16 protein-coding genes are annotated in these 13351 nt (G+C 68.6%); 13 read left to right on the forward strand and 3 right to left on the reverse strand.

Annotation, left to right across the window (positions count from 1 at the left end; genetic code table 11):
• Positions 1 to 206: 206 nt before the first annotated feature.
• Genes AB0L70_RS32970 through AB0L70_RS33005 form a run of 8 tightly spaced genes read left to right on the forward strand, consistent with a single transcriptional unit; the run spans position 207 to position 5576 of the window.
• Complete coding sequence (locus AB0L70_RS32970; protein ID WP_363690698.1) at positions 207 to 1484, forward strand: ATPase, T2SS/T4P/T4SS family; 1278 nt, start codon at positions 207 to 209, stop codon at positions 1482 to 1484.
• A complete protein-coding gene (locus AB0L70_RS32975; RefSeq protein ID WP_363690699.1) occupies positions 1484 to 2344 on the forward strand; it encodes a type II secretion system F family protein in 861 nt (286 codons plus the stop codon). Before AB0L70_RS32970 ends, AB0L70_RS32975 begins: the two co-directional genes overlap by 1 nt.
• On the forward strand, positions 2341 to 3279 hold the full coding sequence (locus tag AB0L70_RS32980) for a type II secretion system F family protein (protein ID WP_363690700.1): 939 nt from the start codon (positions 2341 to 2343) through the stop codon (positions 3277 to 3279). The genes AB0L70_RS32975 and AB0L70_RS32980 overlap by 4 nt, the downstream gene beginning before the upstream one ends.
• Positions 3280 to 3293: 14 nt before the next feature.
• Entirely contained in the window at positions 3294 to 3491 is a 198-nt protein-coding gene (locus tag AB0L70_RS32985; RefSeq protein ID WP_363690701.1) for a hypothetical protein, read from the forward strand.
• Entirely contained in the window at positions 3488 to 3901 is a 414-nt protein-coding gene (locus AB0L70_RS32990) for a TadE family protein (RefSeq protein WP_363690702.1), read from the forward strand. Before AB0L70_RS32985 ends, AB0L70_RS32990 begins: the two co-directional genes overlap by 4 nt.
• Positions 3898 to 4344, forward strand: coding sequence for a hypothetical protein (locus AB0L70_RS32995; RefSeq protein WP_363690703.1), 447 nt, complete (start codon positions 3898 to 3900; stop codon positions 4342 to 4344). The genes AB0L70_RS32990 and AB0L70_RS32995 overlap by 4 nt, the downstream gene beginning before the upstream one ends.
• The gene (locus tag AB0L70_RS33000; RefSeq protein WP_363690704.1) at positions 4344 to 4769 is read left to right on the forward strand and encodes a Tad domain-containing protein; all 426 of its coding nucleotides are present in this window, start codon (positions 4344 to 4346) and stop codon (positions 4767 to 4769) included. The genes AB0L70_RS32995 and AB0L70_RS33000 overlap by 1 nt, the downstream gene beginning before the upstream one ends.
• 12 nt (positions 4770 to 4781) lie before the next feature.
• Complete coding sequence (locus AB0L70_RS33005; protein WP_363690705.1) at positions 4782 to 5576, forward strand: SDR family oxidoreductase; 795 nt, start codon at positions 4782 to 4784, stop codon at positions 5574 to 5576.
• On the opposite strand, the gene AB0L70_RS33010 is transcribed toward AB0L70_RS33005, so the two are convergent.
• Positions 5573 to 6373 (reverse strand): hypothetical protein, encoded by an 801-nt coding sequence (locus AB0L70_RS33010; protein WP_363690706.1) that lies wholly within the window; start codon positions 6371 to 6373, stop codon positions 5573 to 5575. The genes AB0L70_RS33005 and AB0L70_RS33010 overlap by 4 nt on opposite strands.
• 71 nt (positions 6374 to 6444) lie before the next feature.
• Between AB0L70_RS33010 and AB0L70_RS33015 the strand changes: the two genes are divergently transcribed.
• Genes AB0L70_RS33015 through AB0L70_RS33025 form a run of 3 tightly spaced genes read left to right on the forward strand, consistent with a single transcriptional unit; the run spans position 6445 to position 8992 of the window.
• Positions 6445 to 7080 (forward strand): TetR/AcrR family transcriptional regulator, encoded by a 636-nt coding sequence (locus AB0L70_RS33015; protein ID WP_363690707.1) that lies wholly within the window; start codon positions 6445 to 6447, stop codon positions 7078 to 7080.
• An 18-nt stretch (positions 7081 to 7098) separates the two neighbouring features.
• Entirely contained in the window at positions 7099 to 8220 is a 1122-nt protein-coding gene (gene prfB, locus AB0L70_RS33020; RefSeq protein WP_363690708.1) for a peptide chain release factor 2, read from the forward strand.
• The gene (locus tag AB0L70_RS33025) at positions 8204 to 8992 is read left to right on the forward strand and encodes a pentapeptide repeat-containing protein (protein ID WP_363690709.1); all 789 of its coding nucleotides are present in this window, start codon (positions 8204 to 8206) and stop codon (positions 8990 to 8992) included. The genes prfB and AB0L70_RS33025 overlap by 17 nt, the downstream gene beginning before the upstream one ends.
• On the opposite strand, the gene AB0L70_RS33030 is transcribed toward AB0L70_RS33025, so the two are convergent.
• Complete coding sequence (locus tag AB0L70_RS33030) at positions 8955 to 10403, reverse strand: MFS transporter (RefSeq protein ID WP_363690710.1); 1449 nt, start codon at positions 10401 to 10403, stop codon at positions 8955 to 8957. The two genes, AB0L70_RS33025 and AB0L70_RS33030, sit on opposite strands and share 38 nt — an antisense overlap.
• 102 nt (positions 10404 to 10505) lie before the next feature.
• Here AB0L70_RS33030 and AB0L70_RS33035 point away from each other — a divergent pair, with 102 nt between their 5' ends.
• Positions 10506 to 11369: a helix-turn-helix transcriptional regulator gene (locus AB0L70_RS33035; RefSeq protein WP_363690711.1), complete on the forward strand. Its 864-nt coding sequence runs from the start codon at positions 10506 to 10508 to the stop codon at positions 11367 to 11369.
• Here the strand turns inward: AB0L70_RS33035 and AB0L70_RS33040 are convergent, their stop codons facing one another.
• Positions 11370 to 12278: a LysR family transcriptional regulator gene (locus tag AB0L70_RS33040; protein ID WP_363690712.1), complete on the reverse strand. Its 909-nt coding sequence runs from the start codon at positions 12276 to 12278 to the stop codon at positions 11370 to 11372.
• A 73-nt stretch (positions 12279 to 12351) separates the two neighbouring features.
• On the opposite strand from AB0L70_RS33040, the gene AB0L70_RS33045 reads away from it, so the two are divergent.
• Positions 12352 to 13351: EamA family transporter (locus tag AB0L70_RS33045; RefSeq protein WP_363690713.1), on the forward strand; the 1000-nt coding region annotated here is incomplete at its 3' end.

A 13351-nucleotide genomic window follows, 5' to 3' on the forward strand; every position in this document is an offset into this window, starting at 1 on the left:
GCTTCGAGTCGCCCGCCGCGTTACACCCCGGATGGCAGAAACCTGCAACTCCCGGGTGAGCCCCCGAACACACTCGGTGAGCCCCTCGCATGACACGGTTATCCACAGGGTTCCCGGTGCCAGTGGCGCGAGGTGCCCCGGAGTTGAAAGGATGGTTGCTCACGGTGACCGCCTGATCGCCGCCTGGGACACACACGGGGAGACCGATGACTGCCGACAGACTCGCCGCGCGCCGGTCGGGCCGGGACGGTGCTGTCGAGCTGATCGATGCGCAAGTGCGCGACGTCGTACGCCGGGAGGGCATCGATCCCCTCCGTGACCCGGCGGCGGTGAACGCGATCGTCGCGACCGTCGTCCGCGAGTACGACGAACGCAGTCTGACCGGTGTGGTCCCGCCGATCGCCGACCTGGACGCGGTCAGCCGGGAGGTGCACGACCGGGTCGCCGGCTTCGGCCCGCTCCAGCGCTACTTGGACGATCCGACCGTCGAAGAGATCTGGATCAATGAGCCGAGCCGGGTGTTCATCGCCCGGGAGGGCCGCCATGAGCTGACCACGACCGTGCTGACCGAGGAGGAGGTCAGCGACCTGGTCGAGCGGATGCTGAAGACGACCGGCCGCCGGATCGATGTGTCCCAGCCGTTCACGGACGCGCGGCTGCCGGACGGGAGCCGGGTGCACATCGTGCTAGGCGGCATCACCCAACGCTTTGCAGCCATCAACATCCGGAAGTTCACGGTCCGCGCGACCAGGTTGACGGATCTGGTCGCCCTCGGCTCGCTGACACCGCACGCCGGCGCGGTGCTGGAGGCCTCGGTCGCGTGCGGGCTGAACGTCCTCGTCTCCGGCGGCACGCAGGCGGGCAAGACCACGATGCTGAACGCCCTTGCGGGCTCGATCCCCGGCAGCGAACGGGTGATCAGCTGCGAGGAAGTCTTCGAGATCAAGCTGCCCATCCCGGACTGGGTTTCGATGCAGACCAGGCAGGCCGGTCTCGAGGGGACCGGCGAGGTGCGCCTGCGCGACCTGGTCAAGGAGTCGCTGCGGATGCGGCCGTCGCGATTGATCGTCGGCGAGGTGCGCGGCGAGGAGTGCCTGGACCTGTTGCTGGCGTTGAACAGCGGCCTGCCCGGCATGTGCACGATCCATGCGAACTCGGCGCGCGAGGCGTTGACGAAGATGTGCACGCTGCCCTTGCTGGCGGGCGAGAACATCGGCAGCCGGTTCGTGCTGCCGACTGTGGCCGGGTGTGTGGATCTCGTCGTACATCTGGGGATCGGGCCGGACGGGCAGCGACGGGTGCGGGAGATCGTCGGGGTCAGCGGGCGGATCGAGGAGCAGACGATCGAGACCGAGACGCTGTTCGGCACCGTGGACGGCCAGTTGCGCCGGGCCGAAGGGCAGCTTCCGCATCCCGAGCGGTTCCTGCAGGCCGGGTACAACCTGGCCGGGTTGCTCACCGAGTTGCCAGGCGGGGTGGGCTGATGGGCCTGCTGCTGGGGTTGTTCTTCGGGATCGGGTTGCTGCTGATCATCGCTGCGTTCGTGGCGCCAGGCGATGCGCAGCCGGCCGCCGACGGGCGAGTGATCGTCCGGACCCGCGAGTTGCTCGCCGGCGCCGGGATCGAGGGCGTCACGCCGGGTGCGTTCATCGGCGCGTGCGTGATCACCGGAGTGGGCGGGTTTCTGCTGATGATCCTGGTCTCGGGCGCGTGGCCGGTGGGCGTGGTCTTCGGCCTGATGGCTGGTGGTTTGCCGGTCGCGCTAGTGCGGAGCCGGGCGCGGAAGCGGCTCGCCGAGTTTCGTGAGCTGTGGCCGGATGTGGTGGACAACATCGCCTCGGCGGTCCGGGCCGGTCTGTCGCTGTCCGAGGCGCTGGCGCAGGTGGGTGAGCGCGGGCCGCTGCCGTTGCGCGAACCGTTCCGGCGGTTCGGTGCGGACTACGCGTCGACGGGACGGTTCGCGGAATCACTTGACCGGCTGAAGGCGCGGCTCGCGGATCCGGTCGGCGATCGCGTGGTCGAGGCGTTGCGGATCGCCCGCGAGGTCGGCGGTGGCGATCTCGGTCGGTTGCTGCGTTCGTTGTCGACGTTCCTGCGCGACGACGCCCGTACGAGGTCCGAGCTCGAGTCGCGGCAGTCCTGGTCGGTCAACGGTGCCCGCGTTGCGGTCGCGGCGCCGTGGATGGTGCTGGCGTTGCTGTCGTTCCAGGGCGACGTGATCCAGCGGTACAACTCACCGATGGGTGCGGTGATCATCGGTGCGGGTGCCCTCGTCTGCGTGATCGCGTACCGGTTGATGCTGCGGATCGGCCGCTTGCCCGAGCCCGAGCGGGTGTTGCGATGAGTCCGATCCTGATGGGCGCTCTGGTCGGTGCGCTGTTCGGTGCCGGTCTACTGGTCGTCGTACGGCGGTTGCCGTTCCTGCGGAGGCCGACCGCCGACGAGCGGATCTCGCCGTACCTGCGTGATCTTGGTGGACCTGAGGTGTTCGTGGGGGTGGTGGACTCGAGTTCGCCGTTCTACGCGATCCTGCGGTTGTTCGGGCCGTCGTTGCGGTCGGGGGCGCGGCGGTTGGAGCAGGTGCTCGGCGGGGCGGCGTCGATCCGGCGGCGGCTGGCGCGGGCCGGGATGGAGCGGACGGTCGAGGAGTTCCGGATCGAGCAGCTGCTCTGGGGGACTGTTGCCTTCGGCGCCGGTTTGGTCGGCTCGGTGATCGCGCTGACCTTCGGCACGGGGAATCCGATCGGCATGCTGGTGTTCTGCGGGGTGCTCGGCGTTCTCGGAGTGCTTGCCCGCGACACCTATCTCACCTCGCAGGTACGGCGTCGCGAGCGCCGGCTCCTGGTCGAGCTGCCGACCGTGGCCGAGTTGCTGGCGTTGTCGGTCGCGGCCGGTGAGGGTCCGGCCGCCGCACTCGACCGGGTGGCGCGGTCGTGCCGGGGTGACCTGGCCGATGAACTGAAACGGGTCCTGGGTGAGACCAGGGCGGGGGAGACACTGGTCCGCGCGCTGGACGCGCTCGCGGACCGCACAGGTTTGCTGGCGCTCTCGCGCTTCGCGGACGGGCTCGCGGTGGCGCTGGAACGCGGCACCCCGCTGGCCGACGTCCTGCGGGCGCAGGCCGGTGACATTCGTGAGGCGGGACGGCGCGAACTGATCGAGTCCGGCGCCCGTCGTGAAGTAGCCATGATGGTCCCCGTTGTCTTCCTGGTCCTGCCCGTGACCATCGCGTTCGCCTTCTATCCAGGCGCTGTCGGAATCCGGCTGATCGCCGGATGAATTGAGGAGAATTCATGTCCCTACTACTCACCAGACTGTTCCTGGCGCTGCTGTTGCGGCCGCGTCCGGCGCGCAAGGAGCGCGGCGACGTGCCCGGCTGGGTGCTCATCACCGTGATGACGGCCGGCCTGGTCGTGCTGATCTGGGGTGTTGCCGGCGACCAGCTCCAGCGCATGCTGAAAACGGCTCTGGACTCCGTCTCCAACAAGTGAGGCGTTCACGCGACCAGCCCGACCAGCCCGACCAGCCCGACGAGCGCGGCGCCGCGGTGGTCGACTTCGTTCTGGTGGCGATGCTGGTGGTGCCGTTGTTCCTCGGCATCCTCCAGGTCGGCCTGTTCCTGTACGTGCGGAACACGGTGACGGCCGCCGCGTCCGAGGGAGCGCAGTACGCCTCGGTGCTGGACCGTGGGCCCGCCGACGGCGAGGCGCGGACGCGTGAGCTGGTGAGCGGCGTGGTGCGGGACCAGTTGATCGACTCGGTGTCGGCCGAGGAGACCGATGTCGACGGTCAGCCGGGTGTGCAGGTGGTCGTCAAGGCGCACATGCCGCCGCTGGGTTTGTGGGGTCCCGGGATCGAGTTCAGCGTTGCGGGGCACGCCGTGAAGGAGACCGGCGAGTGAAGCGGCGGCGGGATGAGCGCGGGAGTGCGGTGGTGGAGTTCTCCTGGCTGGCGATCCTGCTGATGGTTCCGTTGGTCTACGTGATGCTCGGGGTGTTCGACGTACAGCGGGCTTCGTACGGCGCGACCGCGGCGACTCGGGCGGCCGGCCGGGCGTTCATCATCGTGCCGGACGGATTGTCGGAAGACGATGCGCGGGCGCGGGCTTTCGAGGCTGCACGGGTGGTGATGAAGGACCAGGGGATGGAGCTCACCCCCGCTCAGCTCACGATCACGTGCAATGCCGCCTGCCTGGAGCCGGGCTCGACGGTGACGGTCACGCTCGACACCGAGGTGCGGCTCCCGCTGATCCCGGATGCGCTCGGCGGCGAACCGCCGGCGATCCACGTGAGTGCTTCGCACACCGAGCCGTACGGCGACTACCGCGAAGCCAAGGGACACTGATGAAGCGCCGGGATGAGCAGGGCCAGATGACGGTCCTGATCATCGGGTTCACCGCGATCATCCTGTTGATGATCGTGGTCGTGACCGACATCTCGAAGGTGTTCCTGGTCCGCCGGGAGCTGGACGCGACCGCGGACGGCGCGGTGCTCGCGGCCGCCAACGGGCTGGCGGCGATCTACGCGCAACCGGCGGCGGACGGGAACGCCGAGCTCGACCCGGACCAGGCCCGCCGCCTGACCGCCGAGTACCTTGACCAAGTTGCTGCCAGCAACAATTTCGACGGGTTGGACTGGTCGGCCGATGTCGACGGTACGACGGTCACCGTCCGCCTCACGTCGACAGTTGATCTGCCGTTCGAACCGCCTGGCTGGCCGGGTTCGAGTGACATCGCGTCGGAAGCGGCCGCCGTCGTACCGATCCGCTGAGAGGATGAGGGTATGAAGATCGAGCTGAGCGGGCGACGGGCGTTGGTCTCCGGATCCAGTCAGGGGATCGGCTTGGCGATCGCCACCGAGCTGGCGCGGGCGGGCGCCGCGGTGGTGGTGAACGGACGCGGGGCGGACAAGACCAACGCGGCCGCGGACCAGGTGCGCAAGGAGGTGCCGGACGCCGAGGTCACCGCGGTGGCAGCGGATCTTGCCTCGGCGGAGGGCGCGGACGCGCTCCGGGATCAGGTCGGCGAGCTGGACATCCTCGTCAACAACCTCGGCATCTTCGGGGCCAAGCCGGTGCTGGAGATCGACGACGACGAGTGGCGCCGGTATTTCGAGGTGAATGTGCTGTCCGCGGTCCGGCTGATCCGGATGTACCTGCCCGGGATGATGGACCGCGGCTTCGGCCGGGTGATGAACATCGCCAGCGACTCCGCCGTGGTGACGCCGGTCGAGATGGTGCACTACGGCGTGACGAAGACCGCCCTGCTCGCCGTGACCCGCGGCTACGCGAAAACAGCCGCCGGTACTGGCGTGACGGTCAACTCGGTGATCGCCGGCCCCACCCACACCCCGGGCGTCGAGGACTTCGCGCACGAACTGGTCGGCGAGGACCTTCCCTGGGACGAGGCCGAACGCCGCTTCATGAAGGAACACCGCCCGTACTCGCTCATCCAGCGCCTGATCGAGCCCCCAGAAATCGGCAACCTGGTCGTCTACCTGAGCTCCACCCAGGCCTCCGCCACCACCGGCGGCGCCCTCCGAGTAGACGGCGGCTACGTCGACTCGATTTTGCCTTAGCTGAACAGGCCCGGGTGGTCGGTGAGCCAGGTGGACCAGCTGCGGGCGGGGTGGGCCGTCAGTTGTTCGACGCCGGGCTCGATCGGCTGTGGGTGTCCGAGGCGGGAGGCCCAGTAGGCGAGGAGGGTTTCTCGTTGGCCCTCGTCGCGCATCCGCAGCTCCGCACGGGCTTGGTCCGGGGTGAGGTCGACCGGCTCGATGGTGGCGCCGGTGAGCTCCGTGATGAGCGCGATCTGATGGCGTCGGGTCATCGACTCCGGGCCGGTCATTGGGTAGCCACGGCCGTCGTGGCCGTTGCCGGGTCCGTCGAGGAGGACGCGGAGGGCGGCCTCGGCGATGTCCTGCTCGTGGATCGGCGCCTCCTCGGCGTCGAGGTACGGCAGCCGGATCTGACCGGTTGCACGGACCATGTGCGACCAGAACTTCGCGTTGCTCATGAAGGCGCCGGGCTGCAGGTACGTCGTCGCGTACGAACCGCTGCCGATGACGCGCTCGGTCTTCGCGTGCGGATCTTCGGGACCGCCCAGCGACGACAGCGACGAGAGCAGGACGACCTGCTTGACGCCGGCGGCCTCGGCTGCCCGGACGAACGCCGGTGCCGAGTGCGGGTCGGAGTACAGGAAGACCTGGCTGATGCCGTCCAGAGCGGGCGACGGATCCACAGGGTCGTACGTGATGGATCCGGGTACGGCGGAAGCCTCACGGGAGGCGACTCGGACATCCTGGCCGGCGGCGGTCAGACCGGCAGTGATGGCGCGGGCGATCGTGCCGCGGCCGCCGGTGACGAGAATTGTCATTGGATGTGCTCCAAAAATGTAGTGACTACAAGATTGGATGAAGTAAAGCATCATGCCCTAGGCTCTGTCGAATGGAAGGCCGAATGGAGAGCGGGCGGCGCGAGCGGAAGAAGCAGCAGACGCGGCAGGCCATCTCAGATGTCGCGACCGGCCTGTTCCTCGAGCGCGGGTTCGACGCGGTGACCGTGGCCGAGGTGGCGCGGGCGGCGGATGTCGCCGTACAGACGGTGTTCAACCACTTCCCGGCCAAGGAAGATCTGTTCTTCGACGAGCACGGGTGGTGGCTCGGTCCGGCGCGGGCGATCCAGGAGGCGCCGGCGGATGCGGATCCGGTGGATGTGCTGGAAGCCCACTACCTGGCCGAGATCCGGGAGCGGATGGAGGTCGGGCATCTGGAGACCTGGAAGCAGTTCGTCCACACGATCGACAGCAGCCCTGCCCTGCAAGCCCGTCGGCGGCTGAACGCGGCCGAGATGGAGACTCTGCTGACCGACGCCCTCGACGAGCGCACTGAGCAGCACCTGATGAACCGGCTGATCGCAGCGCAGTACGCGGCCGCGCAGAAGGTGCTCGAGGAGGAGTTGATGCGCGTACTTCCCGACGACGCGAGCGCGGACCAGGTCGCCGCAGCGCAGCAGGATCTGGAGAAATCGGTCGCCGGGGTGTTCGACGTACTCAGGAATGGCTTAACGGCTACTACCGGCTAGCGGGTAGGCTGCTTGGTTGTGGCTGGACTGGATTTTGACGCGGAGATCAAGCAACTCGACGTGACGTTGACCTCGATCGAGAAGGTGCTTGATCTCGACGCGCTGCGCAAGGAGATCGCCGAGCTCGGTGAGGCCGTCGCCGCGCCGGACCTGTGGGACGACCAGGCGAACGCGCAGAAGGTGACCTCGCGGCTGTCCAGCCTGCAAGCCGATGTGGAGCGCGTGACCGCACTGCGGAGCCGCCTCGACGACCTCGGCGTCATGGTCGAGCTCGGTCGCGAGGAGAACGACGCGGCCAGCATGGCCGACTCGGAGAAGGAGATCGGCTCGCTGGCCAAGGCGATCCAGTCCCTCGAGGTCCGCACGCTGCTGTCCGGTGAGTACGACGAACGCGAGGCGCTGGTGACGATCCGGTCCGGCGCGGGCGGCGTGGATGCGGCCGACTTCGCGGAGATGCTGCAGCGGATGTACCTGCGCTGGGCCGAGCGGCACGGCTACCCGACCGAGGTCTACGACACGTCGTACGCCGAAGAGGCCGGACTCAAGTCGACCACCTTCGGGGTCAAGGCGCCGTACGCGTACGGCACGCTGAGTGTGGAGTCGGGCACGCACCGGCTGGTCCGGATCTCGCCGTTCGACAACCAGGGCCGCCGGCAGACCTCGTTCGCCGCGGTCGAGGTGGTCCCGGTGCTCGAGCAGACCGACGAGATCGACGTACCCGAAGAGGAACTGCGGATCGACGTGTACCGCTCGTCCGGTCCGGGTGGTCAGAGCGTCAACACGACCGACTCCGCGGTCCGGATCACGCACATCCCGACCGGCACCGTGGTCTCCTGCCAGAACGAGAAGTCCCAGCTGCAGAACAAGGCTTCCGCGATGGTCATCCTGAAGGCCAAGCTGCTCGCGCTGAAGAAGGCCGAGGAGCGGGCCCAGATCGACGCGCTGCGCGGTGACGTGCAGGGCTCGTGGGGCGACCAGATGCGGTCCTACGTGCTGCACCCGTACCAGATGGTGAAGGACCTGCGGACGCAGTACGAGTCCGGCAACACCTCGGGCGTCTTTGACGGCGAGATCGACGAGTTCATCGAGGCCGGCATCCGCTGGCGCCGCACCGGCCACACGGTTGCCGAACAGAACTGACCTCCGGGCCGACTGCGGCAGTTGCTTCGGCCTCTGCTGCGTCGCCCTGACGTTCACCAGGTCGGCGGACTTCGCGATCGACAAGTCCGCCGGTGAGGCCTGCCCCAATCTCAGCGAGGACTTCCGCTGCACCATCCATCGGGACCTGCGCAGCAAGGGCTTCCAGGGCTGCACGGTCTACGACTGCTTCGGCGCCGGCCAGGAGATCTCCCGCCGGGCCGGCACGAGTTGGCGGGAGCAGCCGGGCGCCGAGATGTTCGCCGCGCTACCGATCCTGCGCCAGCTGCACGAGCTGCTCTGGTATTTGACCGAAGCCCTTGAATACAAGGCTTTCGAGCCTGAGCTGCTCGCGGTGATCGACCGCGTCGAGAGCGTGAGTCGTACGGCGGACCTGACCACGGTCGACGTGATCGCGGAACGCGCCGTGGTCAACGAGCTGTTGCTGAAGACCAGCCAGCTCGTCCGTGGCAAGCAGAGCAAGAAGAAGGACCGCCGCGGCGCGGACCTGATCGGAGCTCGCCTCCGCGGCGCCGACCTCCAGAAAGCCAACCTCCGTGGTGCCTACCTGATCGCCGCCGACCTTCGCGACGCCGATCTGCGGCAGGCCGATCTGATCGGCGCGGACCTCCGGGACGCAGACCTGCGCGGCGCCGACCTGACGGGTGCGTTGTTCCTCACCCAGGCTCAGGTCAACGCCGCGCGCGGCGACCTCTCCACCAAACTTCCGGACGCGGTTACGCGCCCTTCCCACTGGACCGCAGCTGGTGCGTGACCGGCGTCATCAGTAGTGAGATCGCGGTGATGGCGATCGCTACCGCGGCGAGCGCCTTGCCCTGACCCCACGAGGTGCCCGCCAGTGCCAGGTACGCCGTACCGACGGTGGCTGCACCGAGAGCGAGACAGGTCTGCTGGCTGGTGAGCAGGATGCCGCTACCGAGGCCTGCCTGCGACGGCGGGACCTGACTGAGTACGACGCCGATCAGCGGGACCATGACCAGGCCGGAGCCGAAGCCGGCGATCAGCATCGGTACGGCGAGTTTCCACGGGTCCACGTCCGGCCAGAGGGTGAGCGCGACGACCGCGAGTACGGCGTACCCGACGGCCTGGATGATCCACCCGCGCAGGATCAGGCCGGCGCCGTACCGGACCTGCAGGCGTGGGCCGTAGATCGAGGTGATCAGGAAGCCGACTGCCATCGGGAGCAGGCTCAGACCGCCTTCCAGTGGGGACATGTGCGCCTCGCCCTGGGTGGCGAGGGCGAACACGAACATGAAGCCGCCGAACGTGGTGAAGAACGCCACTGCGAGCAGGAGGCCGATGCGCATCGCCTTGAGCCGCAGGACAGTCGGTGGGATCAGCGGGGCCTGGTTGGAACGCTCGGCGCGGTGCTGGTGAAGACCGAGGATGGCTACGGCCGGGATCGTGGCGGCCAGGCAGAGCCAGGTCCAGAGCGGCCAGCCGAGCGGACGTCCTTCGGTGAGTGGCAGGAGCAGCAGTACTAGCGTTATCGCGAGCAGTGCGGCACCTACGAGGTCCACGCGCTGTGCCTTGTCAGCCCTGGTGTCTGGGAGCAGTCTGACCGCGGCTGCGATGGCCAGGATGCCGACCGGGACGTTGACGAGGAAGACCGATCGCCAGCCGAGGTCGAAGACGTTGGCCTCGACCAGGATGCCGCCGAGGATCTGGCCGAGGGCGGCCGCGGCGCCGCCGGCGACACCGAACATGGCCATCGCGCGGGCGCGGTGTTCGCCGGTGAGCAGGCTGGAGATCGACGCCAGGACCTGCGGAGTCATGGCGGCGGCCGCGGCACCCTGGGCGACGCGGGCGGCGAGGAGTACGCCGATGGTGGGGGCGATCGCGCAGATCAGCGACATCACGGTGAAGCCGGTCAGTCCGATCAGGAACAGGCGTTTGCGGCCGAAGCCGTCGCCGAGGCGACCGCCGACCACGAGCAGGGTCGCGTTGGCGATGCCGTAGCTGCCGACCACGAGCTGGAGCTCGCCGGAGCTGGCGCGCAGATCGGAGCCGATCGCCGGGAGTGCGACGTTGATGATGAAGAAGGAGAGCATCGGCAGGAACGCGCCGAAGAGCAGGGTGGTCAGCGCGACCGGCCCCAGCGGCGACGCCGCGGCACGCGGCCGGACGGCAACCGGGGTGGTGGCGGTTTGGAGCTGGTCTGTCATGCCCACCAGCCTGCGCGCGATCGCAGCCAGGTAGTGAGAGCCTGGTTATCCTGGTATTCACACCACCTGGAACCAGGCTCGGACACACCCCATGATGGAACCATGACCACTCTCCCAGCCGCCACCGACAGTCCTCCGCGCACCGCTTCCCGGCGGGAGCTCGGGGTGTTCTTGCGGAGTCGGCGGGAGCGGATCCAGCCGGACGAGGTGGGGTTCGCGCCGGGTGGGCGGCGACGTACGCCGGGGTTGCGGCGGGAGGAGGTCGCGTTGCTCGCCGGGGTGGGCGTCACCTGGTACACCTGGCTCGAGCAGGGGCGCGACATCAACGTGTCGGTCCAGGTGCTCGAATCGGTCGCCAACACGCTGCGACTCGACCGGCAGGAGCGCACCCACCTCTTCACCCTGGCCGGCGTCCAGTTCGGGCCTTCCCGGGCCGAGTGCACGGTGATCCCCGACTCGGTCCAGCGGACGCTCGACGCGGTCTCGCCGTACCCGGCTGTGGTGCTGAACGCGCGCTACGACATCCTCGCGTTCAACCAGGCGTACTGCCAGGTGGTGCTGGACCTGCGCGAGATCCCGGTCGAGGAACGGAACATGCTCTGGGTGACGTTCGTGTCGCGGGAGTGGCGGTGCAGCTTCATCGAGTCGGAGTCGATGCGGATGCACATGGTCGCGGGCTTCCGGGCGGCGATGGCCGACCACTTGGGCGAACCGGCCTGGCAGGACCTGGTCGCACGGCTGCTCGCCGGGTCGACCCACTTCGCGGAGTTGTGGGAGCGGTACGACGTGGGCGCGCCGAGCAACCGGATCAAGGTGCTGGAGAACGCGAAGGCCGGCGTCCTGCGGATCGAGCCGGTCAACATGTGGTTGTCCCAGCTCGGCCAGCTCCGGGCGACGGTCTACACCGCCGCCGACGGGGACACCGAAACCAAACTCCAGGCCCTCGTCGGCGACCGCGTCAGCTGATCAGGCGGTAGCGCGCTCCGGCCAGGCGGCCTTCAACGTTTGCAGGGTCACCGAGATCGCCGGCCGGCGGGACGTGGTGGTGCGCCAGACGGCGTACAGGCGACGGCTGGGTGCGGGCTGCAGGGGTACGACGACCACGCCGTCGGGGATCGTGCCCCGGCCGAGCCGGGGGAGCAGGCCGACGCCGATCCCGTTGGCCAGCATGGCGAGCTGGGTCTGGTACTCCGCGACCGAGTAGGCGACGTTCGGCTCGACACCGGCCCGGCGCATGGTCCGGATCAGCCACTCGTGGCAGATCGATCCGGCCGGCTGGCAGATCCAGCGCTCCCCGACCAGGTCCTCCGCGCGGACGAACTCCTTGCCGGCCAGGCGATGCGTCGCCGGCACCAGTACGTCGGCCGGGTCGACTCCGAGCTTCACGCGGGACAAGCCCTCCGGCAGGGCAAGTGGCGCGTTCTGCCAGTCGTGCACGACCGCCACGTGGATCTCGCCACGGCTGACCGCTGCAACCGCCTCGAACGGATCGGTCTCGACCAGCCGCACATCCAGCCCCGGATTGCCGTCGATCAACCGGCCCAGTGCCCGCGGCAACAATCCGCGCGCCGCGGTCGGGAACGCGGCGATGTTCAGCGTCCCGATCGCCTGTCCCCGTTGCTCTTCCAGCGTCAGCTCGGCGTCCTCGACCAGCTCGAGGATCCGCGAGGCCGTCGCCGCCAACTGCCGCGCGGCGTCGGTCAGGACGATCCCGCGACCCTGACGCTCGACCAGCGTGGTGTGCGTCTCGCGCTCCAGCTTCGCCAACTGCTGTGACACCGCCGACGGCGTGTACCCGAGCACCTCGGCGGCGCGGTTGACCGAGCCGTACTGCGCGACCGCATGCAGAGCCCGGAGCCGACCGAGATCGATCATGAAGCACTCCTACATCGAAGGCGGTAGTAACCGGTGCTGGTCCTTAAGTGTAGGCCGACCCAGACTGGATCGTATGAAACCCCGTGACCTGCTGCTCGCGCTCGCCGTCGTTGTCGTCTGGGGCGTGAACTTCGTCGTGATCGAGGTCGGCCTCGAGGACTTCCCGCCGTTGCTGTTCTCCGCGTTGCGGTTCTTCTTCGCGGCCGTCCCCGCGATCTTCCTGCTCGGCAAACCGCGGGTCGCCTGGCGCTACGTGATCGGCGTCGGCCTCGCACTCGGCGTGACGAAGTTCGGTCTGTTGTTCATCGCGATGAACAACGGCGTCCCGGCCGGTCTCGCGTCCCTGGTGCTGCAGTGCCAGGTGATCTTCACGGTCCTGTTCGCGGTCGTCGTACTGCGTGAACGCCCGCGCTGGACACAGTTGGCCGGCATCGTGATCGCCTGTGCCGGCATGGTCCTGATCATGCTGGACCACGGCTTGTCCGCCCCGATCGGTGCGCTCGCGCTGGTGATCGCGGCCGGCGCGTTCTGGGGCGTCTCGAACACGATCACGCGGTACGCCAAGCCGCAGGACACCCTGCGGTTCATGATCTGGGTCAGCGCGGTGGCCGTCGTACCGCTGACGCTCCTGTCCTTGCTGACGGAAGGACCGCGTGCGGATCTGGACGCACTGCGCGGGATCCAGCTCACCGGGGTCGGTGCGATCGCCTACCTTGCCTTCGCCGCCACGCTGTTCGGCTTCGGCGCCTGGGGCTACCTGCTGCGCCAGTACGACGCCAGCACGGTCGCGCCGTTCTCCCTGTTGGTCCCGGTGGTGGGGATGGGCGCGGCCTGGTTGCTGCGCGGCGAGACGGTCGGGGTTCAGCAGGCGATCGCAGCGACCCTGGTGATCGGTGGGATGGCGTGCACCGTGATCCGGCGCCGGCGTCAGCCCTCCGAGCCGACCGCCACCGACTCCGGCGACGACTCTGGCGACAACTCTGGCAACGGCTCTGGTAACGGCATCGGCGGCATCGACCAGCCACGGGCCAGCGACGACGCGTACGCCGGTGAGCTGCCGGAGAAGTACTCGG

It is taken from the genome of Kribbella sp. NPDC051952, assembly GCF_040680855.1.
GTDB lineage: Bacteria > Actinomycetota > Actinomycetes > Propionibacteriales > Kribbellaceae > Kribbella.

Excerpts from the sequence above, each read along its gene's own strand:
- AB0L70_RS32970 (WP_363690698.1), top strand. The coding sequence starts at position 207 with ATGACTGCCGACAGACTCGCCGCGCGCCGGTCGGGCCGGGACGGTGCT.
- AB0L70_RS32975 (WP_363690699.1), top strand. The coding sequence starts at position 1,484 with ATGGGCCTGCTGCTGGGGTTGTTCTTCGGGATCGGGTTGCTGCTGATC.
- AB0L70_RS32980 (WP_363690700.1), top strand. The coding sequence starts at position 2,341 with ATGAGTCCGATCCTGATGGGCGCTCTGGTCGGTGCGCTGTTCGGTGCC.
- AB0L70_RS32985 (WP_363690701.1), top strand. The coding sequence starts at position 3,294 with ATGTCCCTACTACTCACCAGACTGTTCCTGGCGCTGCTGTTGCGGCCG.
- AB0L70_RS33000 (WP_363690704.1), top strand. The coding sequence starts at position 4,344 with ATGAAGCGCCGGGATGAGCAGGGCCAGATGACGGTCCTGATCATCGGG.
- AB0L70_RS33005 (WP_363690705.1), top strand. The coding sequence starts at position 4,782 with ATGAAGATCGAGCTGAGCGGGCGACGGGCGTTGGTCTCCGGATCCAGT.
- AB0L70_RS33010 (WP_363690706.1), bottom strand. The coding sequence starts at position 6,373 with ATGACAATTCTCGTCACCGGCGGCCGCGGCACGATCGCCCGCGCCATC.
- AB0L70_RS33015 (WP_363690707.1), top strand. The coding sequence starts at position 6,445 with ATGGAAGGCCGAATGGAGAGCGGGCGGCGCGAGCGGAAGAAGCAGCAG.
- AB0L70_RS33030 (WP_363690710.1), bottom strand. The coding sequence starts at position 10,403 with ATGACAGACCAGCTCCAAACCGCCACCACCCCGGTTGCCGTCCGGCCG.
- AB0L70_RS33035 (WP_363690711.1), top strand. The coding sequence starts at position 10,506 with ATGACCACTCTCCCAGCCGCCACCGACAGTCCTCCGCGCACCGCTTCC.
- AB0L70_RS33040 (WP_363690712.1), bottom strand. The coding sequence starts at position 12,278 with ATGATCGATCTCGGTCGGCTCCGGGCTCTGCATGCGGTCGCGCAGTAC.